Origin of the sequence: Micromonospora sp. NPDC049049 (genome assembly GCF_040649115.1) — a bacterium.
GTDB lineage: Bacteria > Actinomycetota > Actinomycetes > Mycobacteriales > Micromonosporaceae > Micromonospora.
Genome location: NZ_JBEZEX010000002.1, coordinates 182532 through 207330, shown reverse-complemented (window position 1 = coordinate 207330; position 24799 = coordinate 182532). Strand labels below are relative to the sequence as shown.

26 protein-coding genes and 1 pseudogene are annotated in these 24799 nt (G+C 70.5%); 10 read left to right on the top strand and 17 right to left on the bottom strand.

The genetic code is table 11. The annotated features are described in order from the left end of the window. Nucleotides 1-63: 63 nt before the first annotated feature. The 5 genes and pseudogenes from AB0B68_RS03380 to mqnC all read right to left on the bottom strand — a co-directional run bounded on the left by AB0B68_RS03380 (nucleotide 64) and on the right by mqnC (nucleotide 5916). The gene (locus AB0B68_RS03380; protein ID WP_357196575.1) at nucleotides 64-1341 is read right to left on the bottom strand and encodes a geranylgeranyl reductase family protein; all 1278 of its coding nucleotides are present in this window, start codon (nucleotides 1339-1341) and stop codon (nucleotides 64-66) included. A 139-nt stretch (nucleotides 1342-1480) separates the two neighbouring features. Beyond that, nucleotides 1481-1705 carry a hypothetical protein gene (locus AB0B68_RS03375; RefSeq protein WP_357196577.1) on the bottom strand — a complete coding sequence of 75 codons (225 nt, stop codon included), beginning with the start codon at nucleotides 1703-1705 and terminating at the stop codon, nucleotides 1481-1483. Nucleotides 1706-1792: 87 nt separating this feature from the next. After that, the gene (locus AB0B68_RS03370) at nucleotides 1793-2503 is read right to left on the bottom strand and encodes a demethylmenaquinone methyltransferase (RefSeq protein WP_196920656.1); all 711 of its coding nucleotides are present in this window, start codon (nucleotides 2501-2503) and stop codon (nucleotides 1793-1795) included. 768 nt (nucleotides 2504-3271) lie between these two features. Beyond that, nucleotides 3272-4351 (bottom strand): annotated as a pseudogene (locus tag AB0B68_RS03365) (cell wall anchor protein); the annotation flags it as partial. 374 nt (nucleotides 4352-4725) lie between these two features. Continuing rightward, complete coding sequence (gene mqnC / locus AB0B68_RS03360) at nucleotides 4726-5916, bottom strand: cyclic dehypoxanthinyl futalosine synthase (protein WP_355004843.1); 1191 nt, start codon at nucleotides 5914-5916, stop codon at nucleotides 4726-4728. 177 nt (nucleotides 5917-6093) lie between these two features. On the opposite strand from mqnC, the gene AB0B68_RS03355 reads away from it, so the two are divergent. Together AB0B68_RS03355 and AB0B68_RS03350 are read left to right on the top strand one after the other, a co-directional pair. Continuing rightward, nucleotides 6094-6489 carry a hypothetical protein gene (locus tag AB0B68_RS03355; protein WP_357257659.1) on the top strand — a complete coding sequence of 132 codons (396 nt, stop codon included), beginning with the start codon at nucleotides 6094-6096 and terminating at the stop codon, nucleotides 6487-6489. Nucleotides 6490-6528: 39 nt separating this feature from the next. Beyond that, nucleotides 6529-7056, top strand: a complete 528-nt coding sequence (locus tag AB0B68_RS03350; protein WP_357257657.1) for a hypothetical protein — start codon at nucleotides 6529-6531, stop codon at nucleotides 7054-7056. A gap of 205 nt (nucleotides 7057-7261) precedes the next feature. Here the strand turns inward: AB0B68_RS03350 and paaE are convergent, their stop codons facing one another. From paaE to paaA, 5 genes are all read right to left on the bottom strand, one after another. Then, nucleotides 7262-8371 (bottom strand): 1,2-phenylacetyl-CoA epoxidase subunit PaaE, encoded by a 1110-nt coding sequence (gene paaE, locus AB0B68_RS03345; RefSeq protein ID WP_355004842.1) that lies wholly within the window; start codon nucleotides 8369-8371, stop codon nucleotides 7262-7264. Next, complete coding sequence (gene paaD / locus AB0B68_RS03340) at nucleotides 8368-8862, bottom strand: 1,2-phenylacetyl-CoA epoxidase subunit PaaD (RefSeq protein WP_357196641.1); 495 nt, start codon at nucleotides 8860-8862, stop codon at nucleotides 8368-8370. The genes paaE and paaD overlap by 4 nt, the downstream gene beginning before the upstream one ends. 23 nt (nucleotides 8863-8885) lie before the next feature. After that, nucleotides 8886-9611 (bottom strand): 1,2-phenylacetyl-CoA epoxidase subunit PaaC, encoded by a 726-nt coding sequence (paaC, locus tag AB0B68_RS03335; protein ID WP_357231662.1) that lies wholly within the window; start codon nucleotides 9609-9611, stop codon nucleotides 8886-8888. A 76-nt stretch (nucleotides 9612-9687) separates the two neighbouring features. Beyond that, nucleotides 9688-9972, bottom strand: a complete 285-nt coding sequence (gene paaB / locus AB0B68_RS03330) for a 1,2-phenylacetyl-CoA epoxidase subunit PaaB (protein ID WP_238668904.1) — start codon at nucleotides 9970-9972, stop codon at nucleotides 9688-9690. 32 nt (nucleotides 9973-10004) lie between these two features. Further along, entirely contained in the window at nucleotides 10005-11081 is a 1077-nt protein-coding gene (gene paaA / locus AB0B68_RS03325) for a 1,2-phenylacetyl-CoA epoxidase subunit PaaA (protein ID WP_357196590.1), read from the bottom strand. Nucleotides 11082-11452: 371 nt separating this feature from the next. Here paaA and AB0B68_RS03320 point away from each other — a divergent pair, with 371 nt between their 5' ends. Continuing rightward, the gene (locus AB0B68_RS03320) at nucleotides 11453-12442 is read left to right on the top strand and encodes a hypothetical protein (RefSeq protein ID WP_357257654.1); all 990 of its coding nucleotides are present in this window, start codon (nucleotides 11453-11455) and stop codon (nucleotides 12440-12442) included. Next, a complete protein-coding gene (locus AB0B68_RS03315; protein WP_357196594.1) occupies nucleotides 12442-13404 on the top strand; it encodes a hypothetical protein in 963 nt (320 codons plus the stop codon). Before AB0B68_RS03320 ends, AB0B68_RS03315 begins: the two co-directional genes overlap by 1 nt. Before the next feature lie 73 nt (nucleotides 13405-13477). Here the strand turns inward: AB0B68_RS03315 and AB0B68_RS03310 are convergent, their stop codons facing one another. From AB0B68_RS03310 to AB0B68_RS03300, 3 genes are read right to left on the bottom strand one after another with little or no spacing between them, the layout of a single operon-like run. Next, nucleotides 13478-14329, bottom strand: coding sequence for a menaquinone biosynthesis protein (locus AB0B68_RS03310; RefSeq protein ID WP_357257652.1), 852 nt, complete (start codon nucleotides 14327-14329; stop codon nucleotides 13478-13480). Further along, nucleotides 14281-15711 carry an MFS transporter gene (locus AB0B68_RS03305; RefSeq protein WP_357257650.1) on the bottom strand — a complete coding sequence of 477 codons (1431 nt, stop codon included), beginning with the start codon at nucleotides 15709-15711 and terminating at the stop codon, nucleotides 14281-14283. Before AB0B68_RS03305 ends, AB0B68_RS03310 begins: the two co-directional genes overlap by 49 nt. A 42-nt stretch (nucleotides 15712-15753) precedes the next feature. Continuing rightward, on the bottom strand, nucleotides 15754-16338 hold the full coding sequence (locus AB0B68_RS03300; RefSeq protein ID WP_357257648.1) for a winged helix-turn-helix domain-containing protein: 585 nt from the start codon (nucleotides 16336-16338) through the stop codon (nucleotides 15754-15756). A 453-nt stretch (nucleotides 16339-16791) separates the two neighbouring features. Between AB0B68_RS03300 and AB0B68_RS03295 the strand changes: the two genes are divergently transcribed. Further along, nucleotides 16792-18867: an AAA family ATPase gene (locus AB0B68_RS03295; protein ID WP_357257646.1), complete on the top strand. Its 2076-nt coding sequence runs from the start codon at nucleotides 16792-16794 to the stop codon at nucleotides 18865-18867. On the opposite strand, the gene AB0B68_RS03290 is transcribed toward AB0B68_RS03295, so the two are convergent. Genes AB0B68_RS03290 through AB0B68_RS03275 form a run of 4 tightly spaced genes read right to left on the bottom strand, consistent with a single transcriptional unit; the run spans nucleotide 18856 to nucleotide 21139 of the window. Beyond that, a complete protein-coding gene (locus AB0B68_RS03290; protein WP_357257644.1) occupies nucleotides 18856-19467 on the bottom strand; it encodes a hypothetical protein in 612 nt (203 codons plus the stop codon). The two genes, AB0B68_RS03295 and AB0B68_RS03290, sit on opposite strands and share 12 nt — an antisense overlap. After that, a complete protein-coding gene (locus AB0B68_RS03285; protein WP_355004833.1) occupies nucleotides 19467-19811 on the bottom strand; it encodes a YbaB/EbfC family nucleoid-associated protein in 345 nt (114 codons plus the stop codon). Before AB0B68_RS03285 ends, AB0B68_RS03290 begins: the two co-directional genes overlap by 1 nt. Before the next feature lie 9 nt (nucleotides 19812-19820). Next, nucleotides 19821-20747 (bottom strand): WXG100 family type VII secretion target, encoded by a 927-nt coding sequence (locus AB0B68_RS03280; protein WP_357196611.1) that lies wholly within the window; start codon nucleotides 20745-20747, stop codon nucleotides 19821-19823. Next, the gene (locus AB0B68_RS03275) at nucleotides 20744-21139 is read right to left on the bottom strand and encodes a type VII secretion target (RefSeq protein ID WP_357196614.1); all 396 of its coding nucleotides are present in this window, start codon (nucleotides 21137-21139) and stop codon (nucleotides 20744-20746) included. The genes AB0B68_RS03280 and AB0B68_RS03275 overlap by 4 nt, the downstream gene beginning before the upstream one ends. Nucleotides 21140-21275: 136 nt before the next feature. On the opposite strand from AB0B68_RS03275, the gene AB0B68_RS03270 reads away from it, so the two are divergent. From AB0B68_RS03270 to AB0B68_RS03250, 5 genes are all read left to right on the top strand, one after another. Continuing rightward, nucleotides 21276-21920, top strand: coding sequence for a transporter (locus AB0B68_RS03270; protein ID WP_357196617.1), 645 nt, complete (start codon nucleotides 21276-21278; stop codon nucleotides 21918-21920). Then, complete coding sequence (locus AB0B68_RS03265; protein WP_357196620.1) at nucleotides 21917-22228, top strand: transcriptional regulator; 312 nt, start codon at nucleotides 21917-21919, stop codon at nucleotides 22226-22228. Before AB0B68_RS03270 ends, AB0B68_RS03265 begins: the two co-directional genes overlap by 4 nt. Continuing rightward, the gene (locus AB0B68_RS03260; protein ID WP_357196623.1) at nucleotides 22225-23193 is read left to right on the top strand and encodes an ABC transporter ATP-binding protein; all 969 of its coding nucleotides are present in this window, start codon (nucleotides 22225-22227) and stop codon (nucleotides 23191-23193) included. The genes AB0B68_RS03265 and AB0B68_RS03260 overlap by 4 nt, the downstream gene beginning before the upstream one ends. A 10-nt stretch (nucleotides 23194-23203) precedes the next feature. Next, complete coding sequence (locus AB0B68_RS03255; RefSeq protein WP_357196626.1) at nucleotides 23204-23941, top strand: ABC transporter permease; 738 nt, start codon at nucleotides 23204-23206, stop codon at nucleotides 23939-23941. Nucleotides 23942-24034: 93 nt separating this feature from the next. Further along, nucleotides 24035-24799, top strand: a complete 765-nt coding sequence (locus AB0B68_RS03250) for a VOC family protein (protein ID WP_357196629.1) — start codon at nucleotides 24035-24037, stop codon at nucleotides 24797-24799.

Sequence of the window (24799 nt, the reverse complement as noted above, 5' to 3'; positions counted from 1 at the left end):
GCAGTCGGCGGGGGTCGATCTTTGTCGGCATCGGGGCCTTGACCAGCACCGATGCCGTCCTACTTATACGGCTGGGGCGGCCTTCGTCATCGCGTTGATGACCCGATCCATCGCGTCCCCGCCGCGCGGGTCGGTCAGGTTGGCCAACAGCTTGAGCACGAAACGCATCAGCGTCGGGTGTGGCATGCCGTGTTTGGTGGCGATCCGCATGATCTCGGGGCGGCCGATCAGTTTCACGAAGATGCCGCCCAGCCGGTAGTAGCCACCGAGCCGGGCCTTCAACTCGTTCGGGTACGCCAGCAGCGCGCGCTCGCGTTCCGGGCCGGCCGGCCGGGCGAGAGCCTGGACCACGACCTCCGCGGCCAGTTCGCCGGACTCCATCGCGTACGCGATGCCCTCGCCGTTGAACGGGTTCACCATGCCGCCCGAGTCGCCGACCAGCAGCACTCCCCGGGTGTAGTGGGGCACCCGGTTGAAGCCCATCGGCAGCGCGGCACCGAGGATCGGGCCGTCGGCGTTGGTCTCGTCGGTCATCCCCCAGTCCTCGGGGGTGTTGGCGAGCCAGTCGGTCAGCAGCCGGCGGTAGTTGGTCTTGCCGAACGCCGAGGACGAGTTGAGCACGCCGAGCCCGACGTTGACCCGCCCGTCACCGAGGCCGAAGATCCAGCCGTACCCGGGCAGCAGGTTGTCACCGCTGTCCTTGCTGCGCAGCTCCAGCCAGGACTCCAGGTAGTTGTCCTCGTGCTTGGCCGGCGAGCGGTAGTAGCGGCGGACGGCGACACCGATCGGCCGGTCCTCCCGCTTGGCCAGCCCGAGCGCCAGCGGGAACCGGCCGGAGACGCCGTCCGCCGCGACGACCAGCGGGGCGTGGAAGGTGGTGGGCTCCTTGCCCGGCCCGACCTCCGCCTCGACGCCGGTGACGCGGCCATCGCCGTCGAGCACCGGGCCCAGCACGTTGACGCTGGTCCGAAGCTTCGCGCCGGCAGCCACCGCCCTCTGGGCGAGCAGGTCGTCGAAGTCCAGGCGCGTGCGCACCAGACCGTAGTTGGGGAAGCTGGCCAGCTCCGGCCAGTCCAGTTCGAGGCGCACCCCACCGCCGATGACCCGCAGGCCGCGGTTGTGCAGCCAGCCCGCCTCGGGCGAGGTGTCCACACCCATGCGGATGAGCTGGCGCACCGCGCGCGGGGTCAACCCGTCGCCGCAGACCTTCTCCCGGGGGAACTCGGTCTTCTCCAACAACAGCACCCGTACGCCGTGCCGGGCCAGGTGGTACGCAGTCGCTGATCCACCGGGACCGGCGCCCACGACAATGACGTCGGCGTCATGTTCCACCGCGGTCATCCGCGCCTCCTCCCGCACGCTCGTGAAATGCTTCACAAGCCAGACGGGACGAGTGTATGACCGGCGTCATACCAGCGCAGGATCAGGGGTACCTAACTCGCCGATGTGACACCTCACCACCGTCCACAGCGGTCAGGTGTCAGGCCGGGCTGGAGGCGTCCAGGCCCGCATCGACCCGAATTGTCTCCGGTAGATGCTCGCGGAGCGCCCCACCCGCCGCCCGGTCCAGTGCCGCCAGAACCTCGGCGACCACCTGCCGGACCTCCACCGGGTCGGCCCCGGCCAACTGGCGCAACTGGGAGATGAGCTCGGCCGCGTCGTCATCGGTCGCGGCCACCGGGTCCGCCGGGTCTGCTCCGGTCATGCGATCGAGCGTACCGGGCAAAGTGGACCAAGTCCGATATTTACGGAACCTGAATAATTGTCAGTGCCGATTGGTGCGGTCCGCCAGCTACTCGCGGATCCCCCGGTGCAGGGCCACCACGCCACCGGTCAGGTTGCGCCACGCCACGCGCCCCCACCCGGCCGCGGCCACCCGGCCGGCCAGCGCGGACTGCGCCGGCCAGGCGCGGACCGACTCGGCGAGATAGACGTACGCCTCGGGGTTGCTCGACACCGTGCGGGCCACCGCCGGCAGCGACCGCATCAGGTACGACAGGTAGACCGTCCGGAAGACCGGATTGACCGGGGTGCTGAACTCGCAGACCACCAGCCGGCCGCCCGGCCGGGTCACCCGGGCCAGCTCGCGCAGCGCCGCGTCGGTGTCGTTGACGTTGCGCAGCGCGAAGGAGATGGTCACCGCGTCGAAGCTCGCGTCGGCGAACGGCAGCCGCAGCGCGTCGCCCGCCAGCAGCGGCACCTCGGGCCGGGCCCGCTTGCCGGTGTGCAACATGCCCAGGGACAGGTCGACCCCGACCGCGTACGCCCCGGACTGGGCCAGCTCGCGCGTCGAGACGCCGGTGCCCGCGCCCACGTCCAGCACCCGCTCGCCCGGCCGCAGCCCGAGCGCCGCCCGGGTGGCCCGCCGCCAGGAGCGATCCTGGCCCAGCGAGATCACCGTGTTGGTCAGGTCGTAACGCTCTGCCACGCCGTCGAACATCGCGGCGACCTCGTGCGGCTGCTTGTCCAGACTGGCGCGCTGGCCCTGCGGGGTACGGCTCACCCCCTCACTCTGCCAGCCGCCCGCCAACCGACGTTCGCTGGGTGGGCGGCCCGCACCCCGTACGCGAAAGGGCGGGGTGGTCGCCCACCCCGCCCTCGCGTCGTACCCGCGTCCGTGACACCTCGGTCAGAACGCCTGTCGCCATCGCACCCGTCGCGGTCGCGCCGCTCGTGCGCGCCGCTGGTCAGGACACCGGGGTCAGTCGGTCGACTTCTCGTCCGTCGGCGAGACCAGGACCACCTTGCGGCGACGCGTGAGCACCAGCAGCGCCCCACCCACCAGCAGGATGATCACGCCGATGCCGCCGATCAGGCCAACCTGCACACCGGTCACCGGCAGGCCGCCACCGCCCGAGCCACCACCGGTGGAACCATCACCGGCACCCGGCGAGACGGTCGTGCCCGGCGTCGTCGTACCGCTGGGGATCGGCGTAGGAGTGGCAGTCGCCGTCGGGGTCACCGTCGCGGTCGGAGTGGCCGTCGGCGTCTGCGTTGCGGTCGGGGTCGGCCTAACCGTGGGCGTCTCGGTCGGGGTGACCGTCGGGGTCGGCGTCGCCGTGGGGGTGACCGTCGGCGTCGGGGTCGGCGGCGCCGTCGGCGTCTCGGTCGGGGTGACCGTCGGCGTCGGCGTCTCCGTCGGCGTCGGCGACTCGGTCGGAGTGACCGTCGGCGTCGGCGTCTCCGTCGGGGTCGGCGTCTCCGTCGGGGTGACGGTCGGAGTCGGCGTCGGCGTCTCCGTCGGCGTCTCCGTCGGGGTCGGCGTCTCCGTCGGGGTGACGGTCGGAGTCGGGGTCGGCGTCTCCGTCGGGGTGACCGTCGGCGTCGGCGTCGGCGACTCGGTCGGGGTGGCCGTCGGCGTCGGGTCGACGGTCTGGTCGACGAAGACGTCGAAGATCGCCTGGTTGTCGCCCTCGTCGACCTCGGTGAAGGCCTTCCGCTGGGCGGTGCTGGCCCGTCGTGGCTGCTCCTCGGGCTTGCCCGCTGCCGCGTCCAGGCCGTGCGCCACGAGCTCGCCGACCCGCAGCACGGGCTCGGTGACGTCCTTGCCGACTGTCACCTTGATGTCCGCGGTGTAGTAGTCACCGGGGCGGATCACCGCGCCGTCGTCCTGGCAGAGCGCCTGAACGACACCGAACGTCTGAGTGGTGCACGTGTCGGGCAGGGTGTCGAAGGTGACGCCCGCCGGCAGGGTCAGCACGTAGGCGAGACCGGTGGCCTTGCGGCTGCCGTCGTTGTAGACGGCCCAGTCGACCGGCACCGTCTCGCCCGGCCGCACCGGCCGAAGGTCGGGGTCATCGCCGTTGACGCCGTTCAGCACGACGTTGGCGTTGACGTCCTGCACCCAACTGGTCAGGTCGTACCCGGGCTCGGTGACGGTGATGTCGTGCTCGACCTTGTTGTCTTCCTTGTTGGGGTCCTCGGTGGCCGAGCGGATGGTGACCACCAGGGTGCCCGCGGCGCCCTTGCCACCGGTGGAGAAGATCGGGATACCGAAGTCCTCGCTGGTGCCGGCGGCCAGGTCGCCGAGGCGGCAGGTGAACTTCTTGCCGTTCACCCGACAGCCGTCGGGCACCACGACCCGGACCTTGTTCGTCTTCAGCTTGCTGGTGTCTACCGTGTAACTGACACCCTTGGCGTCTTCCTCGCTCCGGCTGTTGTCGACGGAGAACTTGAACGGCTTGCTCTTGGCCTCCGTGACACCCTTGGCCAGGTTGTAGCTGAGCGGCACCAGAGCCAGATCGGCCTGCTCGGCCGCCAGCACTGGGGCGGCCACGGCGGCGATGCCGCCGGCCGCGAGCAGCGCCACGACGCTGGCGCGCACCAGCGTCGAGCGGTGGAACGCTGTCATCAGTCCCCCGGGGGTAGGGAAGGAAGAATGGTTGCGGAACGAGCGGACGCTATCGGAGGCCGATCTTCCACGCCAGCGGGCGGAGCCGTTTTCGTCCGTCCGGCCCAAGCTGCGCAGACAGTACGGGCGGGATGGTCACCCATCCCGCCCGTACTGCCGTGCGTTATATGAACGACCCGCAGCGGGCCGATGGAGGACAGCCTCTTCCGTCGACGGTGGCGACGAATATGAGCCGGGACGCTAGCCGCCGACGATCATCTCCACCAGCCCCAGACCGGAGAGGCTGACGCTGCGGCGGCGGGGACCACCCGTACCGCCGGGGTGACCCGGCGGGAGCATGAGCGTCGATCAGCCGAACGGCCGGGTGTAGACCGTCAGCTGACGTCCACCAGCGGCAGGGATCGGCCCGCGCCTCCGCCGGGCAGCGCGATCGAGGAGAAGTGCGAGACCACCCGCTCGTCGGTCGGGTCGTCGGCCGGCGTGTGGTGCACGGCGAGCCGGTTGTAGAGGGTGTCGCGCTGCGCGGGGATCCGGTCCGCCGAGCGGATCATGCCGATCAGCTCGTGCAGATTGGAGCGGTGCCGGGCACCGGCGGAGGAGATGACGTTCTCCTCCAGCATGATCGACCCGAGGTCGTCCACGCCCATGTGCAGCGAAAGCTGCCCGACGTCCTTGCCGGTGGTCAACCAGGACGCCTGCAGGTGCGGCACGGTCTCGAAGAAGAGCCGGGCCACCGCGACCAGCCGCAGGTATTCCAGGGTGGTCGCCTGGGTACGGCCCTTCAGGTGGTTGTTCTCCGGCTGGTACGTCCACGGGATGAACGACCGGAAACCGCCGGTGCGGTCCTGCACGTCACGGATCATGCGCAGGTGCTCGATCCGCTCGGCGTGCGTCTCGCCGGTGCCCATCATCATGGTGGCGGTCGACTCGATGCCCTGCCGGTGGGCCAGCTCCATGACCTCCAGCCAGCGCTCGCCCGACTCCTTGAGGGGGGCGATCGCCTTGCGGGGCCGCTCGGGCAGCATCTCCGCGCCGGCGCCGGCGATCGAGTCCAGGCCGGCGGTCTTGATCCGGGCGATGGCCTCGTCCAGGCTCACTCCGGAGACCTTGGCCATGTGCAGGATCTCGCTGGGGCCGATCGAGTGGATGACCAGCTGCGGGTACGCCTGCTTGACCGAGGAGAACAGCTCCTCGTAGTACTCCACGCCGTAGTCCGGGTGGTGCCCGCCCTGGAGCATCACCTGGGTGGCGCCCAGCTCGACCGCCTCGCCGCAGCGGCGCAGGATCTCCTCGGTCGGGTGGGTCCACCCTTCCTTGTGCTTGGGCGCCCGGTAGAACGCGCAGAACTTGCACGCCGTCACGCAGACGTTCGTGTAGTTGATGTTGCGGTCGATCAGGTAGGTGACGACGTTGTCCGGGTAGCGCCGCCGGCGCACCGCGTCCGCCGCCTCGCCCAACGCGTGGAAGGGCGCCTCGGTGTAGAGCAGCAGCGCCTCCTCGGGCGTGATCCGCCCGCCGTCCGCGCCGCGCTGCAGGATGTCGTCGATCTCCCGGCTCACCGTCACACCCCGAGCCTACGTCGCCCCCTCGCCTACCTCTCGGCCCGGTGACATGGATGTGACCCAAGCTGGGTCCCTATTATATTTCGAGATCATCTATAACTTGCTGATACAGCCTTGACAAGATGTTCTGTCGAACGCGAACATTCTCTCCACGGCATCGACGTGCGGGAGAGGTGCGACATGAGCGAGATGGATACCGCTCCGGGCATTGCCGCCCGATGCCGGGCCGACGGCGGGCTAACGGAAGCAACCCTCGGCGAGTTACGGGGAGAGTTGGGCTACCGCAAGCTGGGCCGTTGGGTCCTGGTGGAGATCGCCGACAGGCTCAGGGCGACCGGCCTGGGCTTCTTCCCTCCGGAACGTCTCGACGCCGAACTCAACACTGAGCCACGCCAGTCGCAGACGGTGTGGATCTACGTTCGAGACGGGGGATCCCGGGCACGGGTGATCGACGCTGTGCTTCAGCCTGACAGCTGCGACGTTCGGGCAGAACTCGACGCCATCGACACCAAGCACCTCGAAGCGCTGAGTCCCCAACAGAGGCTTGACCGGATCCGGGACATCGTCAACGCCTGACCCGAGCCCTTTGGCCGCCAGAGGAAGGGACCGCGCGCGATGAACGCGCATGTCTTCGTGGACGAAACCAAGGAGCGAGGGCTTCTCGTCGCGGCTGCGGTCGTACTGCCGGCTGACCTGGCTGCTGCCCGGCGGACCATCCGCGACCTGATTCTCCCGGGTCAGCGCCGAATCCACTTCCACAAGGAGAGAGACGATCGACGCCGGCAGATAGTTGCTGCTGTCGTCACGCTGTCTGCTTATGCGGTGATCTTCGATGCGAAGAGACACCGTGACCCGAGGGCGGCACGCGAGGCCTGCCTCATCGAGCTCGTGGAGCACGCAGCGAAGATAGGCGCTGGACGCCTTGTTCTGGAACGTGATGATTCGACGTTGCAAGCCGACCAGCGTCTGCTCTTCGAGCAGGTGAGAAAGTCGGGAATCTCGGGGACCCTTCGTTACAACCACCTGCGAGCGCACGAGGAGTGCCTGCTGGCCATTCCCGACGCACTAGCCTGGTGCTGGGCCAAGGGTGGCCGATGGAAGACATCCGTGCAACGGATCGTCAGTGAGTCTCGGCAGGTCTGACAACGCCCAAAAACGCGAGACCCGGCCCACCCACCGTCCGGAAGGCTGCCGGGTCCACTTCCAAGGAGCTAATGCTCCTGGCAGTAGCAGGCTACCTCTGCCCGTCTCCGACGGGCAAGGAATTGGGCCGTTCCGTGGAACACCCAACGGCGAGTCTCACAAGAGAGGCTGTCCACCCGCTCAGGCAGCTCTCTCTGAAGCACTCTCAGGCGTCGTAGTCGACAGTGAGCCTGTCGGTGGTCGGGCTGGACTGGCAGGTCAGCACGTAGCCGGCGGCCAGTTCGTCGGGCTCCAGTGCGTAGTTGCGGGCCATCGTGACCGCGCCGTCCACGACCTTCGCCTTGCAGGTCGAGCAGACGCCACCCTTGCAGGCGTACGGCAGCTCACCTCGCACCTTCAGCGCGGCGTCCAGCACCCGTTCCTCGCGGCCCATGGTGAAGCTCGACGACCGGCCGTCCAGCACGATGGTCACCTCGGCCCCGGCGCCCGCCTGGTCGACCGGTCGGCGCACCGGCTCCGGTGGCGTGTCGACGTGGAACAGCTCGGTGTGCACCGCCGACTCGGGCAGCCCGCGTGCGGTCAGCACGTCCCGGACGTCGACCACCATGCCGTACGGGCCGCAGAGGAACCACTCCTCGATCAGGTCGCCCGGCACGATGGTGCCCAGCAACCGGCCCAGCCGCTCGGCGTCGATCCGACCGGAGAGCAGCGGCGACTCGCCCTGTTCCCGGGAGAGGACGTGCACCAGGTGCAGCCGGGTGGGGTAACGGTCCTTCAGGTCGGCCAGTTCCTCGGCGAACATCACGGTGTTCGCCGTGCGGTTGCCGTACACCAGGGTGAAGGTGCTGGCCGGCTCGACGGCCAGGGCGGTCGCGACCAGCCCGAGCACCGGGGTGATGCCGGAGCCGGCGACGACCGCGCCGTAGTGCCGCGCTCGGTCCGGCGCGAACGCCGTGGTGAAGGTGCCCAGCGGCGGCAGCACCTCCACGGTGTCGCCGCCGCGCAGCGCCCCGCACGCGAACGCCGAGAAGGCGCCGCCGGGGATCTCCCGCACCCCGATCCGCAACCGGCCGTGCCGGGCGAGGTCGTCGGGGGTGGAGCAGATCGAGTACGACCGGCGCACGTCCGTGCCGTCCTCTGCGGCTCGCCGCACGGTGAGGTGCTGGCCGGCGCGGAACGCGAAGGTTTCCCGCAGTTCTTCGGGTACGGCGAAGGTCACCGCCACGGAGTCGTCGGTGAGCCGGTCGACGGCGGCGACGGACAACGGGTGGAAGACCGGCCGGCGGCGAACCGGGCGGGTGATGGTGACAGTCACAGCGCCTTCAGGTGGTCGAAGGGTTCGGAGCAGGAACGGCACCGCCACAACGCCTTGCACGCTGTGGAACCGAACCGGCTGACCTGCTCGGTCTCGGGTGAACCGCACTGCGGGCAGCGGACCGCGAGCGTCAGGGACACGACGCCGGCGGCGGGCACCGGGGCCGGCGGGGCGATCCCGGCGGCGGCGAGCTTGGCCCGCCCACCCTCGGAGATCCAGTCGGTGCTCCACGGTGGGCTGTAGACGGTCTGGACCTGCGCGTCCGGGTGGCCGGCGGCGGCGAGCGCGCGGCGGATGTCGGCCCGGATCACGTCCATCGCCGGGCAGCCGGTGTAGGTCGGGGTGATGGTGACGATCACCCGGCCACTGGCCGGATCCTCCTCGACCGCCCGCAGGATGCCCAGCTCGTCGATGGTGATGACCCGGATCTCCGGGTCCACGACGCTGGCGGCGGCCTCCCGTGCGCTCGCCCTGCCGGCGCGGTCAGCGATAGCCGGGCTCGCGCTCGGCGCGCTCACCACTTCGCTCCCGGGTGGGCGCGGTGCAACACCTGCATCTCGGCGAGCAGGTAGGCCAGGTGCTCGGTGTGCACACCGGCCCGCCCACCGGCCGGGGCCCAGGAACCGCCCGGCTGGGTGAGCGTCGCCTCGGCCAGCACCGGGCCGACGACCTCGTCGAACGAGGACCGCAGGGTGGCCGGATCCACCGGAGCCGCCGGGTCCGCGGCGAACAGCTCATGGGTGTACGGCCACACCTGGTCGACGGCAGCCTGCATCCGACGATGCGACTCCTCGGTGCCGTCACCGAGCCGCTTCACCCACAGCGCGCCGTGGTCCAGGTGGTACGCCGACTCCTTGCGCGCCTTCGCGCCGATCGCGGCCAGCCGCTCGTCCGCGCAGCCGGCCAGCGCCGTGTACAACGGCAGTTGGTACGCCGCCAGGAAGAACAGCTTCGCCATCGTCACCGCGAAGTCGTCGTTGGGCAGCTCGACCAGTAGCGCGTTGCGGAACTCGCGGTCGTCGCGCAGGTACGCCAGCGCGTCCTCGTCGCGGCCGGCGCCCTCCAACTCGCCGGCGTACGACAGCAGCAGCCGCGCCGCCCCGAGCTGGTCGAGGGCGATGTTCGCGAGCGCGATGTCCTCTTCCATCTCCGGCGCGCGGGTGGTCCACTCGGCCAGCCGCTGGGCCGCGATCAACGCGTCGTCGGCGAGCGAGAGGGTGAAGTCGAAGGGCCCGTTCACGCCGTCACCTCGCTGCGCTCGGCGACGACGCGAAGCGCCACGTTGCTGTGCTGGCTGGTTCGCTCGCTCCGCTCGCTCACAGGTGGGCCACCCCGTCCGGCACCTCGTAGAAGGTGGGATGGCGGTAGACCTTGTCGGCGGCCGGGTCGAAGAAGGCGTCCTTCTCGTCCGGGCTGGACGCGGTGATCGCACCGGCCGGCACCACCCAGATCGACACACCCTCCTGGCGGCGGGTGTAGAGGTCCCGGGCGTTGCGCAGGGCAAGCTCGGCGTCGGGCGCGTGCAGGCTGCCGACGTGCGTGTGCGACAGCCCACGCCGGGCCCGCACGAAGACCTCCCACAAAGGCGAATGACTCGTCATGCCGGGTTGTCCGGCTTGCTCGCTACGCTCGCTCACGCGGCCACCGTCTCCTTCTGTCCCGCCCGCTTCGCGGCGTACGCCGCGGCGGCCTCGCGTACCCAGGAGCCGTCGGCGTGCGCGGCCCGGCGGTGGGCCATCCGCTCCCGGTTGCACGGCCCGTCGCCCGAGATCACCTGCTTCAGCTCGTCATAGTCCGGCTGGGTGTAGTCGTACGCCTGCCGCTCGTCGTTCCAGCGCAGGTCAGCATCGGGGATGCGCAGCCCGAGGATCTCGGCCTGCTGGACGCACATGTCGACGAAGCGTTGGCGCAGATCGTCGTTCGAGAAGCGCTTGATCTTCCAGGCCATCGACTGGGCGGAGTGCGTGGAGTCGCCGTCCGGCGGGCCGAACATGGCCAGCGACGGGTACCACCAACGGTCCACCGCGTCCTGGGCCATCGCCTGCTGCGCGGGGGTGCCGTGCGCCAGGGTGTGCAGGATCTCGTAGCCCTGCCGCTGGTGGAACGACTCCTCCTTGCAGACCCGGATCATCGCGCGGGCGTACGGGCCGTAGGAGCAGCGGCAGAGCGGGACCTGGTTGACGATCGCCGCGCCGTCCACCAACCACCCGATGGCGCCCACGTCGGCCCAGCTCAGAGTGGGGTAGTTGAAGATCGAGCTGTACTTCTGGCGGCCGTCGAGCAGCAGCTGGACCAGCTCGTCGCGGCTGATGCCGAGGGTCTCGGCGGCGGCGTAGAGGTAGAGGCCGTGACCCGCCTCGTCCTGCACCTTGGCCAGCAGGATCGCCTTGCGCTTGAGCGACGGCGCCCGACTGATCCAGTTGCCCTCCGGCTGCATGCCGATGATCTCGGAGTGGGCGTGCTGGGCGATCTGCCGGATCAGCGTCCGCCGGTACGCGTCGGGCATCCAGTCGCGGGGCTCGACCTTCTGCTCGGCGTCGACGACCTCCGCGAAGTACGCCGCCAGGTCCTCGTCCGGCGCGGGTCCGCCACGCCGCCCGCGCGCCGCCGCTGCGCGCAGCTCGGCCTCGGCGGCCTCGACCTCGCCCAGCAGGCCGCCGGGCGCCTCGTCGGTGGCGCCGTCCGGGGCGGAGAAGTCGTTGCCATACATGAGGCTAAGTGTTACAGCTTGCGCCTCGTTGCACCAGGGGGTGTAACAGGAATCCGGGCATCCCATCTGTGAGCGGATGAGCGCTTTGCGCTACCTGGGGACCGCTGCGTCGCCGTGACCTAGGCCACGAAACAAAGATGAATCACTGCAAAAACCTCATACCGGCCCCATATCCCGCCTTTATCCCAGGTTGCCTAGTGTCGAACCCTGGCGGTCCGTCGGTCCGGACGTAGACTTCTGCCGGACAACCGATCGGCTGCCGACGTCGACATCTCCACAGAGGCCACCTCCCCCGGCCTCGGCGATCGCACCCGACTCGTCCCGACGACAAGCCGGTCCCCCCGGCCCTGACACCTGGAGTTCACCCACTCATGCGATCTCGCGTGACCCTGGTGCTCGCCATCACGGCGGTCGTGCTCGGCGGCGTCCTACTGGTCCCCACCGCGTACGCCCGGCTCGCCAGCGACAACAGCGGCGGAGGCGGTGGAGGCGGCACGTCGAGCGTGGCCGCGCCCGCGCCCACTCCACCACCGCCGCCCACCCTGGCCGCCGGCCCGGTGTCGGTGAGCTTCAAGGGTGAGTTCTTCTCGTGGGCCCTGCTGGACCGGAAGACGGGCAAGATCTCCGGGTCGCCGAACATGACCGCGACCAGCTCCACCGAGTCGATGATCAAGGCGTGGATCGTCTCCGACTACCTGCGACAGCTCGGCGACAGGGAGCCGCCCGCAGCGTTGAAGGAGGCGGCTCGACTCGCCATCATCGACAGCAACGACGGAGCGGCCAACAAGGTCCACGCCGCTGCGGGTGGCTCCTACAAGCCCTCGTCCAGCAGCGTCCCCGACGCGGTGATCCAGCGGGCGATCAAGATCTGTGGGCTGACCGACACCAAGCGCGGCAACGTCAAGCCGTACACCGGCTTCTGGAGTTTCACCCGGATGTCCCCCCGCGACGCGGCTCGCGTCGGCGACTGCATCGCCGACGGTAAGGCTGCCGGCCCGAAGTGGACCAAGTGGGTGTTGGACCAGATGAGCAAGGTGAGGGGTACCACCGCGGCCAAGGACCAGAAACCCTCGTCCGGTGGTGGCCGCTGGGGGATCATCGACGGTCTACCCAAGTCGATCACCTCCCAGGGCCCGGTCAGCATCAAGAACGGCTGGACCCCCATCTACGGCGACGGCGACTGGCACGTCAACTGCCTCGCCGTCACCAGCAAGTGGAGCCTCGCGGTGATGCTGCGCTACCCGATCAGGACCGGTCTGGACTACGGCGCGAAGGTCTGCGCCAGTGTGGCCACCCAACTGGTCACCCCGCAGCCGGGCGCCGCGCTCAAGGTGCCGCAGCAGCCGGTCGGAAAGCTCTGATGGCCGGCAACCGCCGAGTCGACCGCCGCAACGGCGGCGAGGCCTCCCCGGTTCGGCTGATCGCCGTCGCGGTCATCCTCATCGGGCTGGTCCTGGTGTCGCTGCGACTGCTGCCCGGGTCGCCGTTCGAGTCGTCCGCCGCGGCCCAGTGGGGCGACGCGGGCTCCGGCACCAGCGACCGCCCCACCGGCTCCGGCACCGACCGCAGCGCCCGCCAGCCGTCCTCGCCGTCGCCGAAGCCCAGCCCGTCGCTGGAGCCGCTGCCGTTCGTTGCCAAGGACCTCGACCTGAACATCGAGGGCTGGTATTCCTGGAGCGTCCTCGACCGCCGAACCGGAAAGATCATCGGTTCGAAGAACATGGGCGAGACCAGCACGACCGCCTCGATGATCAAGGCCTGGATCGTCGCTGACTACCTACGTCGCGCGGCCGACGCCGGCCAGACCCCGAGCGACGCGAAGCTCGCCGACGCGACGCGGATCATCCGGGACAGCGACAACACCCGGGCCGAACAGTTCTACAACCAGGTCGACCGGGAAGCGTCGATCAAGCGGCTCATCTCCATGTGCAAGTTGACCGACAGCAGCGTCGCCCCCGACAAGGGTTGGAGCCGGACGGCGCTCTCCCCCCGGGACACCGCTCGGATGGGCAACTGCATCGTCACCGGCACGGCCGCCGGGCCGAAGTGGACCAAGTGGCTGCTCAACGAGATGAAACTGGTTCGCGGAGCCGGCGACTTCGGCATCCGCAAGGCCTTCCCGGCCTCCGAGCAGAAGAAGATCGCCATCAAGAACGGGTGGATCGACCGGACCAAGGAGCAGGAGATGCACATCAACTGCCTGGCCATCGGTGACACCTGGACGATGGGCGTGATGGTCAAATACCCGATCAACATGGGCTACGACTACGGCATGAAGAACTGCGAGAAGATCACCGAGGCGCTGCTCCGCCCCGGCACCTGAGCTGCCTGGCAGCTCGCCGCTTTGCCCGGCCGGCTGGCAGCTCGGCGCTCTGCCGGGCCCGGCTTGGCGGCGGTCAGCCGGCGAAGAAATCCGGGCCGCCGTCCGGCAGCGCCGGGGCCTCGCCGATGGCGGCGGCCCGACGGGCCCACTCGCGCAGCCCGGTGACCTGCCGCTCGCCGAGGGAAAAGTCGAGAGTCCGGAAGTACGTGGCCAGCGTCTCCGCGTCGAAGGCCTCCCAGCGGGCAGCCGCCTCGGCGACCTGGTCCAACTCGGCCAGGCAGAGATCCCGCGAGCGCAGGAAGGCCTCGTGCACCTCCTTCACCAGGCCCGGGTGGGCGGCGGCGAAGTCGCGGCGGACCGCCCAGACGGCGAAGACCATCGGCAGCCCGGTCCATTCCCGCCACGCCTGCCCGAGGTCGGTGACAGTGAGGCCCTTCTGCGGTGCCTCGTAGTACGCCCGCAGCGCCACGTCCCCGATCAGCACGGCGGCGTCGGCCTCCAGCAGCATCTGGGTCAGGTCCGGCGGGCAGCGGAAGTACTCGGGTCGCACGTTGTACTGCTCGGCGAGTAGCAGCTGGGCCGTCATCACCCCGGTCCGCGATGTCGAGCCGAGCGCCACCCGGGCGCCGTCCAGCTCGGCGAGCGGCCGGGTGGAGACCATGTTGACCGAGAGCACCGGCCCGTCACTGCCCACCGCCAGGTCCGGCAGGAGCAGCAACTCGTCGGCGTGCTTCAGATACTCCAACAGCGTGATCGGGCCGATGTCGAGGTCGCCGGCGACCAGCGCCGCGCTCAACCGGTCCGGCGAGTCCTTGTGCAGGTCGACGTCGAGCAGGGCACCGGAGCGCATCAGACCCCAGTAGATCGGCAGGCAGTTCAGGAACTGGATGTGCCCGACCCGCGGGCGTGCGATGCGCTCAGCCATGGCCCGACCGTATCCCCGGCCGCCGGCTCCGGCTCGGCGGGCCGGCCCGGAGTGGCCAAGCCCGCACTTGACGACCGTCGTGCCGCCCCGGCTAAGACCGGCACGAAGGCCAGCACCACCAGCAGCCCGACCACACCGGCACCGGCGATCAGCGGCCGAGGCGGAACGACCGCGAGCAACGCCCCGCCGATCAGAAAGCCCGCCATCGAGCCACCCTGCACCGCCGCGCCGTAGCTGGCGTACGCCCGCGCGCGCATCGCCTCCGGTACCCGCCGAGCGGTGAGCAGGTTGGCGAAGACGTTCTCGCCACCGTTGGCCGCACCACCCACCACCCAGAGCGGCACCAGCACACCTGCCGCCGGCACCGTCGCCGCCAGCAACACCATCAGGCTGCACACGGCCAGAGTGGCCAGCACCCCCCGTACCAACGCGCCGTCGTCGTCGAGCCGCCTGGCAAGTCGTACGGCGAGCCAGGTCCCCGGCAGCATGCCGGCCATCCATGCGGCGCTGACCAGGCCGTACGTGGTCGCCGAGCCTCCCAGGGTCTCGCGGATGAAGAAGACCTCGATCACGTTGATGCCGCCGATCGCCGCGATCACGACGGCAGTGCTCACCACCATGACGAGCATCAACGGATCGCGGCGCAGCCGCCAGCCGACCTCCGTACCCCCCGGGGTTGGCACACCGCCCGAAACGGCCGGGCTGCTGACGGCGGCGGCCCGACTGGCGGCGGTCTCGCTGCTCACGACGGCCTTGCTGGCTGCGGTCTCGCTCGCCACGGCCTTGCTGGCTGCGGTGGCGGACCGCTGGCCGCCGCGTCGGGTCCGCAGGAGGAGGCCCGCGACCACGAGCGCCAGGTAGGTCGCGGCATCGAGAAGCAGCGGTACGCGAGTGCCGAACTGTCCCACCAGCAGGCCGGCCAGCACCGGGCCGCCGAGCGCACCGAGCGATACGGCGGTCTGGCTGATCGCGCTGGCTCGCGGCAGGTCAGCCGGGCGGACCATCGCCGGAAGCAGCGCGGCCAGGCAGGGTTGGGTGACCGCGAGCCCGCAGGCCAGCAGGGCGACGAGCCCTACCACCAGGACCGGTTGCTCGACGACGGCAAGGAGCGCGCAGATTGCGGCCTGGCCGAACCCGATGGTCACCAGCAGGGTACGGCTGTCCGTCCGGTCGGCGAGTCTGCCCGCGAGTGGGGCGAGCACCACCAGGGGCAGGGTGGCGGCCAGCAGCAGCCCCGACACGGCCAGCCCACCGGCACCGGCACCCTGCAGCGCCAGCGCCAGCGCGGTCGCGGCGAGGAAGTCGCCGCAGATCGTGGTGCCCCGAGCGGCGGCGGCGAGCCAGACGTCCGACCAGCGCGACTCATCAGTTGTGAAGGACATACTTCGAAAATAATCCTTCACAACTGATTCATGCAAGCCCGGCTATGCCAACGGGACCGTCCGGTACTGCACCGCGACAGTGCGCGCCCCCGGCGGTGCGCCACCCTGCCGCCGCCGCGGGTGATACGGCCGGAGCAGCGCCAGCACCGCATCGTTCAACTCGGCCAACTCGTCGGCGGTGAGCAGCACCAGCGTGTCGGTGAACAGAGCCTTGTCGTACCACTCGGCCGGCTCGTCCCCGGCACGCCGCAACCAGTCCCGAGTCCGCTCCATGGCCCGGACCGCATGCGCCTCCACCAGCGCCTGCTCAGCCGCACGCGCCTCAGGCCCGGCATCACGACCCGCCTCGACCAGCACACTCACGCTCGGCACACGCCACAAACGCTCGCGCGCGTCCCCCCGGCTCGGCGCCTGCTCAACCAGGCCGAACTTCGCCAGCGCCCGCAGGTGGTAGCTGGTCGCGCTCGGCGACAGCCCGACGATCTCGGCACATTCGGTGGCAGTCCCACCACTCTCGCGACTGTTCAGGTACTCCATGATCGCGATCCGGGCCGGATGGGCCATCGCCCGCATCACCTGGGGGTCGCTGATCGTCATCCGGCGCGAATCGGAGCGGGCCTCGGTCATACCCCCATGATCCCGGCAGCCTCCCCAACCTGCCATCACCCCCGCGTCCCGCCCGGGCCACCGTGCGTCGGCCACGCCGTCCCTGCCGTCTCTGACGCAGCAAGCCGCGTGTCCCCGTGATCGACTCGGCTTCCTTAAAACCGGGGCGTTGCACCAGCCCAGAGACCGCGACTTCCTGAAAGCCGAGTCGATCACCGGCGTGGCGGCGGTCAACGCATGAGAAGCGCGGGGCGGGGCGTGATCGCCCAGCGACAGCCGACCGGGCGACACGCCGTCTCGGACGGGTGGTCGCGTCGGTAATTCGATGGCTGTGGCGGGTTGGGAAGCGTAGGGTTGCAGGCCGCTTGACGGCCGAGGTGAGCTGCACCGGAACGGACGTCTTCGCGCCGGGCGGGCGGCCATCCGCCCCCGGACACGCGAGCGCGCAGCAGATGTGAACGATGGGACGTCAGCATGCCCGCACTTGACACCGACACCGATACCGGCCTCGACGCGGACCTGGCCGCCGAACGCGCACACCTCAGCACCTCGCGGGCGGCACTGGGTCGGATGCGGGAGCGGGCCGAGTCTCTCTTCGCCACCGGTGACCAGGTGGCCGGCGACGCGTACGCGGCCGAGACGCTCGGCCGCACCCTGGCCCGCCGGGTCGCCGAGCTGGCCGACGACCCGACCACCCCGCTCTTCTTCGGCCGCCTCGACTTCGCCGACGAGCCGGCCGCACCTGACGCCAGCGGCGATCATCACGGTCGGCGGTATCACGTGGGGCGGCGGCATGTCACCGATGATCGTGGTGAGCCGTTGGTGCTGGACTGGCGGGCACCGGTCTCCCGGTCGTTCTACCGGGCCAGTGTGCGGGATCCGCAGGGGGTGGCGGTTCGGCGACGGTTCGGGTTCAGCAATGGTGTGCTGACGAGCTTCGAGGATGAGCGGCTGGATCGGGGCGAAGAGCTCGGTACGACCAGTCGGATCCTCACCGCCGAGATCGAGCGTCCACGCGTCGGGCCGATGCGGGACATCGTCGCCACGATCCAGCCGGAGCAGGACGAGCTGGTCCGGGCTGATCTCGCCGACTCGATCTGCGTGCAGGGCGCGCCGGGTACGGGGAAGACGGCTGTCGGTCTGCACCGGGCCGCGTACCTGCTCTACCTGCACCGGGAGCGGTTGCGGCGGGCGGGTGTGTTGATCGTCGGGCCGAACCGGGCGTTCCTGTCGTACATCGCGGCGGTGCTGCCGGCGCTCGGTGAGGTCGAGGTCGAGCAGGCCACCGTGGAGGAGTTGATTTCCCGAGTGGCGGTTCGGGCGGTCGAGGCGCCGGAGGTGGCCGCGCTCAAACACGACGTACGGATGGCGAGCGTGCTGCGACGCGCCGTGCAGGCGCAGATCGGCACTCCGACCGAGTCGATCACCGTGTCGGACAGCTCGTTCCGCTGGCGCATCGGGGTGGAGCCGTTGCACCGGATCGTCGAGGAGACCCGCCGGGAGGGGCTGCCGTACGGCACGGGTCGGGAACGTGTCCAGGCGCGGGTGGTGAGTCTGCTGCAACGGCAGGCCGAGGCGCGGCGTGCGGAGTCGCCCAGCGATGCCTGGCTGCGCCGGATGAGCCGCTGCCGGCCGGTGCTCGACTTCCTGGACGCGGTCTGGCCGTCACTCACCCCGGAAGGGCTGGTGCACGGCCTGTTCTCCGATCCGGACCGGCTCGCCGCCGCAGCGGACGGGCTGCTCAGCGACGCTGAGCAGGCGCAGTTGACGTGGGTGAAGCCGGCCCGCACGCCGAAGGCGACCCGTTGGACCGCTGCCGACGCGGTGCTGATCGACGAGGCGACCGGGCTGCTGGAACGGCTCTCCGGGTTCGGGCACGTGGTGGTGGACGAGGCTCAGGACCTCTCCCCGATGCAGTGTCGGGCCATCGCTCGGCGCAGTGAGCACGGCTCGGTCACGCTCCTCGGTGACCTCGCCCAGGGCACCGCGCCGTGGGCGGCGACGGACTGGAGGGAATCTCTCGCCCATCTGGGCAAGCCGGACGCGGTGGTGGTCCCGTTGACCATCGGGTTCCGGGTGCCGGCCGCAGTCGTCGCATTCGCGAACCTGCTGCTCCCGGCGCTCGCGGTGGACGTACCGCCGGCTGAGTCGCTGCGCCACGACGGCGGCCTGGACGTGCGTACGGTGACCGACCTGACCTCGGCGACGGTGGCCGAGGTGCGCGCGGCGCTCGCGCACGACGGATCGGTCGGGGTGATCGCCGCGGACGACGCGGTCGACGGCCTGCGCGCGGCGCTGGCAGAGGCCGGTGTCGAGACCGCGACCGCCGACGACGTGGCGGCCGCGGAGCGGGTTACGGTGGTGCCGGCGACGCTGGTCAAGGGCCTGGAGTACGACCATGTGGTGGTGGTCGAGCCGGCCGCCATCGTCGCGGCCGAGCCGCGCGGGCTGCACCGGTTGTACGTGGTGCTCACCCGGGCGGTGTCCCGGCTGGCGGTGCTGCACGTTGCGCCGCTGCCCGCCCCGCTCGACGGTGGCTCAGCCAGCTGACAGGGCTGCCGCGACCTCCCGCAGCGGGCGGCTGGAGTCGGCCAGCGGCACGTGGAACGACAGCCACGACCCGTCGGCAAAGTCGATCCGCAGCCGTTTCCAGTTCAACCGGTACCTGCCGACCCGGGCGGCGACGGTCGCGCGCGGGACGGACCCGAGCAGTTCGATGTCGGCCTGCGCCTGTTCGTCCGCCGTCGAGCTGGAGAGCAGGCCGACGGGTGCTGTCGCGCCGAGCAGCAGCCGCTGGTCGGTGACCCCCAGCACGAGGGTCCGGAGGCCGGGGCCCTTCGCCGCCGCGGTCAGGGCGTGGTGCAGCACGGATGCCTGGGAATCCGGGTCACCTCGACCTCCGACCCCGAAGAAGAGCCAGTCGACGGCGTTGTCTGCCCGGCCGAAGGTGAAGTTCGGGGACAGCACGTTGAGCAGGACACCCAGGAAGCCCGGCCCACCCGTGGCGGGTGGTGTCGACGGCTGCGAAGGAGGCGCCGGCGTCAGCCCGCCGCCCGTTCGCACCTGGGCCACCGCGCGCACCTGCTCCCCGGCCGCCAGCAGTCGGGTGATCCCCTCGACGTACCGTGCCTGGCTCCCGTCGGTCGTCATCAGTGTCCCTCGTAGTCGGCGGACCGGCGCGGACCGGCGCCTGCGTCGCCGATGACCTCCCCGACCAACTCCCGGACGCGGGCCGCGGCGGCTTCCTGCGCCCGGTTGGCGGCTGCGGTGAACTCCTCGGCCAGGCTGTAGGAGTCCAGTCGCATCGCCCGCGCGTTCAGCTCCGAAGAAAGGATCTTGCCGTCGGCCGCGGCGGTGACCCGCACCAGACCGGAGTCGCTCACACCCTCGGCGCTGGTCTGCTCCAGCTCCGCCATCCGATCGGCGAGTTGCCGCTGCCATCCGTCGAGGTTGCGAGCCAGCGCCTCAATGCGGTCCAGGGCGGGGAAGGTCATGGCTGCCTTTCAGTTCACGATGGAGTCGAAGACATTCTGCACACCCGCTGTATACGGGCCCAGGTCCTCGCTGTACGTGCCGTCCACCAGGTAGTTGCGGTCCTTCTGCCCGTCGGAGATGTCGTGCAGGCCCACGCCGGTGTCCAGCAGAGCGCCGCCGAACCCGGGGATGTTGACCGGCGAGACCTGGTTGATGACGAACTTGCCCGGGAAGAGGGTCTTGAACTTCTCGACCTGGAAGGCACGCCCCTCGGGCGTCCAGCCGCCCTTGCTGAGCAGCTTGTACTGCTTCTTTCGCTTCTTGATCTCCATGACGGTCTCCGCGTACTTGCGGAGCTGCCCGGCGACCTTGCCCAGCCGGGCGGCGAGGCGGGTGAGCACCTCGGCGAACCGAGCGACGATCTTGACCATCCGACCCACCGTGGTGGCCAGCCGGGCCAGCACCCGGACCACCGTGGCGGCCAACGAGACGCCGGCGCTCAGCGCCGCGGCCACCGCCGCAATGATCACCTCGGTGAGGAACCAGAGCAGGAACTCAAGGATCAGCTCGACCAGCAGATTGAACGCGTCCACCGCCGCGTTCGCCGCCTCGACCAGCACGTCCTTGGTGCCGTCGAGCCCCTGGGCCAGCTCCTCGATCGCCGCCTCGACCGACTCCATGGAGGCGTGGAAGCCCTCGGCCGCGTCGCCCGACCAGGCGCCGCGCAGGCGGGCCCGGTCGGCGATCTGGTCACCGGCGATTTCCCGTACCGCCGCGCCGGTGTCCAGGCAGAGCTGCGCGGCCCGCATCAGGTCGTCCGGTTCGCCGGCGACCAACTCCAACAGCTGCTCGAACGGCCAGAGCACCGCGTTGGAGAGCGGTTTGAAGGGCTCGGGCGTGCCCGAGACGATTTGCTCGAAGTAGGTCTTGTTGCGCTGCAACGCCTCGGTGCTCACGCCGGCACCGAACCGGTCGGAGCGCCGTTGCCACCCGACCAGGGGCCGGGTGCGATGAGGTCGGGAGCGGGCGGGCGGCCGGGCACGAAGAGGTCGGTGTTGGCCACGTCGGTGCCGGTGTAGGCAGCGGCGGTGTCGGTGAGCCCTTCGGCGATGTCCGCCATCATCTCGGCGCCGTCGGCCAGCCCTTGAAGGCACGCCTCGAACTGCTCGGCGTACGTCGCCGCGAGGTTGAAGGACGCCGGCATCACCCCGAAGGCGTGCCGTGGCACGTGCCCGTCGCCGAAGGCGCGGTGCAGTTCGCGGAAACGGGCCGCCCGATCCTTGGACCCGGCGGCGAACGCCGTCAGAGCCTCCGGCTGGACCTCCAGCTCATTGCTCGGGCTTGACACGAACCCTCCCCTGTGGCCTGTGCGACGGATCAGTCGTCACGACTGAACCACCATAGGCAATGCTCGCCGGCATCGGGGGGTCCCGTCGGCGATGACGGGGTCACCCCGCTCGACTTTGTGTCGTAAAGTAGTTTGCGTGGACCTCGACGATGATTCACCACCCACTGACGCCGCGGCGGCGCTCCGGCTGATCCAGGACCAGCGGTCAGCGACGGCACGCCAGCTCGACCCCGACGCCCGCCTGCTCTACTGGCCGTGGGGTGTCGCCTGGCTTGTCGGTTTCGGGCTGTTCTTCCTGCGATTCCCCCCGGGTGACCGGGCGCTGGTAGCACTGCCGAGCTGGCTGCCGCTGACCGTCCTCTTCGTACTGCTCGCGGCCGCCGGAGCAACCCAGGCGGTGGTCAGCATGCGGGCCTACGGCCAGGTGACCGGCGACTCCGCCCGGCGCGGCAAGTGGTACGGGTACGCCTGGGCGCTCGGAACGGTCAGCGTCTACGCAGGGCTGGGCCGGATCTCCGAACACCTGCCGCACGACCTGGCGGCGCTGCTCTGGTCCGCGACCGCCGTCGGGCTGACCGGTGCGCTGCACATGGCCGGCGGGGCGGTCTGGCTGGACCAGGACCTGTTCCGGCTGGGCGTCTGGATCAGCGTGATCAACCTGGTCGGGGCGTTCGCCGGGCCGGGCTGGCACCCGCTCATCGTGGCGCTGGCCGGCGGTGGCGGAATGCTGGTGGCCGGCGCGCTCGCCCGGCGGCGGCAGCGACAGCGACAGCAGCCGTGACCGAGCTGGATCCGGTCATTCACGCACAGGCCCGGCTGCGGGTGGTGGCAAGCCTCTCCGCCCTCAACGACGGCGACAAGATCGCGTTCCCGCGCTTGCAGGAGCTGCTCGCGATGACCGCCGGCAACCTCTCGGTGCATCTGCGCAAGCTCGAGGACGCCGGCTACGTGGAGATCAGCAAGACCCACCGTGGACGCACCCCCGCGACCCTGGTCCGGCTCAGCCGGCGAGGCCGGCTGGCGTTCGAGGAGTACACCGAGTCGATTCGTGCCCTGCTCGACCCCACCCCGTCGAAGGAGCAGTCATGACCCTCGCCCGCGCCGACCAGGCCAGCCGCCGGTACGGCGACGTTCTCGCGCTCGACCGCGTCGACCTGGAAGTCAAGGCCGGTGAGCTGGTCGGCCTGCTCGGGCCGAACGGCGCCGGCAAGAGCACCCTGATGAACCTGCTGGTGGGCCTGCGCCGTCCCAGCTCGGGGCGGGTCGAGCTGTTCGGTGGCGACCCCCGCGACCCGGCGAGCCGGCGGCAGATCGGGGTCACCCCGCAGGAGACCGGCCTGCCCGGCACGCTCCGCGTCGGAGAGGTCGTCGACTTCGTCTCCGCGCACTACCCGGACCCGGTGCCCCGCGGTGAACTGCTCGACCAGTTCGGCCTGGGTGACCTCGCCCGACGGCAGACCGGGGGCCTCTCCGGGGGGCAGCGTCGGCGGTTGGCGGTGGCGTTGGCGTTCGTCGGCCGACCCCGGTTGGTGCTGCTCGACGAACCGACCACGGGCCTGGACGTGGCCGCCCGGCACACCCTGTGGGAAGCGATCCGGGCTTTTCACGCCGACGGCGGCACAGTGCTGTTGAGCAGCCACTACCTGGAGGAGGTGGAGGCGCTCGCGCACCGGGTGGTGGTCATCGGGCAGGGCCGGGTGCTCGCCGACGACACGGTGGACGCGGTGCGCGGCATCGTCGGCGTACGGCGGGTCAGCCTGGTCGCCGACCACCTGCCCGACCTGCCCGGGGTGGTGCGCACCGAACGGGTCGACGGTCGGCTGCACCTGCTCACCACCGACGCCGACGAACTGGTCCGAGCGCTTGTCACGGCCCGGACCCCGTTCACCGACCTGGAGGTACGGCCGACCTCGCTGGAGGAGGCGTTCCTCGCCATCACCAGCGGCGACGCGCCCACCGGGACCGCGCCCGGCGGCGACGCGCCCACCGGGGACGCGCCCACCAGCGCCGGCCGACCCACCGCCGCTGCCGGCGGCCTACCCACCACCGTCTGAGGAGGCGACCGTGCAGCTCGCCCTGGTCCACGCCCGCTACCAACTCCTGGAGATCATCCGGATTCCGGTGGCCGTCTTCGGCAGCGCCTTCTTCCCGGCCGCCGCCATGATCTTCTTCGTGGTGCCCTTCGCCGGTGACGATCAGGTCGGTGCCACCTACGCCACCGCGTCGATGATCACCTTCTCGGTGATGAGCGCCAACATCTTCCAGTACGGCGTCGGTGTCGCCGAGGACCGCGACCAGCCCTGGAACCCGTACACCCGGACGTTGCCGGCCGGGCCGGCGCCCCGGTTCGCGGGCCGCGTGCTGGCCGGCCTGGCGCTGACCTACCTGTCGCTGATCCCGGTCGTGGTGATCGGCGCGACGCTGACCGCGGCCCAGATCACCCCGGCGGCGTTCCTGCTGACCGTCGGCACCGTGGCCGTCATCTCGGTGCCGTTCACGCTGATGGGGCTCGCCATCGGCTACTCGCTGCCGAGCAAGGCGGCGATCGTGGTGGCGCAGGTGGTCTTCCTGCCGCTGGCGTTCGGTGGCGGCCTGCTCTCCGCGCCAGGCGACGCGCCCGGGTTCATCGAGACGATCGCGCCGTACCTGCCGACCCGGGGCGCTGCCGAACTGATGTGGGCGTCGGTGGCCGACTACGACGTGCAGCCGCTGGCACTGATCATGCTCGGTGTCTGGGTGGTGTTGCTCGCCGCGCTCGCCGGCTGGGCGTACCGACGGGACGAGGGTCGCCGGTTCAGCTGACGATTCGTCCGTTTCCGCCCCGGGCTGCAGCGGGACGGTGCCAGGATTCCGGCAGGGGGCCGCCGTGGCCGCCGGGCCGAAAGGGGTCTTGACGTGAGCACCGTCCCGCCGGGTACGCCCTGCTGGGCCGACCTGGCCACCCCGGACCTGACCGACGCGCGGCGTTTCTACCCGGAGCTGTTCGGTTGGACCGGCCGGGTCACCCCGGAACCCGAGGCGGGCGGCTACACGGTCTTCCTGCTCGACGGCAAGCCGGTGGCCGGCGCCGGCCCGCCCGCGATCCCGGACCAGATCCCGATCTGGTCGACCTACCTCGCCACCGACGACGCCGAGCTGGTCGCCGGGCGGGTCGAACGGGCCGGCGGGCAGGTCGTCGTCCCACCGTTCGAGGTCTTCGACAGGGGCTGGATGGCGGTCTTCGCCGACCCGGCCGGTGCCACGTTCAGCGTCTGGCAGCCGCTGACCATGGCCGGTGCCGAGGTGTTCAACGTGCCCGGCGCGATGAGCTGGAACGAGCTGGTCACCCCCGACCCCGAGGGCGCGAAGGTCTTCTACGAGCTGGTGTTCGGCTGGCAGCCCGACGACCAGGCGGTGGGCGCGATGACGTACACCGGGTGGCGGCTCGGGACGCAGATCGTCGCCGGGATGATGCCGCCGCTGGCCGACGACTTCCCGGCCGACCTGCCCGCGTACTGGACTGTGTACTTCGCGGTTGCCGACGCGGACGCCGCCGCGGCCCGCGCCGCCGAGCTGGGCGGAACGATCCTGGTCCCGCCCCGCGACATCCCCGCGGGCCGCTTCGCCGCCCTCCGCGACCCCCAGGGCGCCCTCTTCTCCGTCATCGACCTGGGCCCCTGA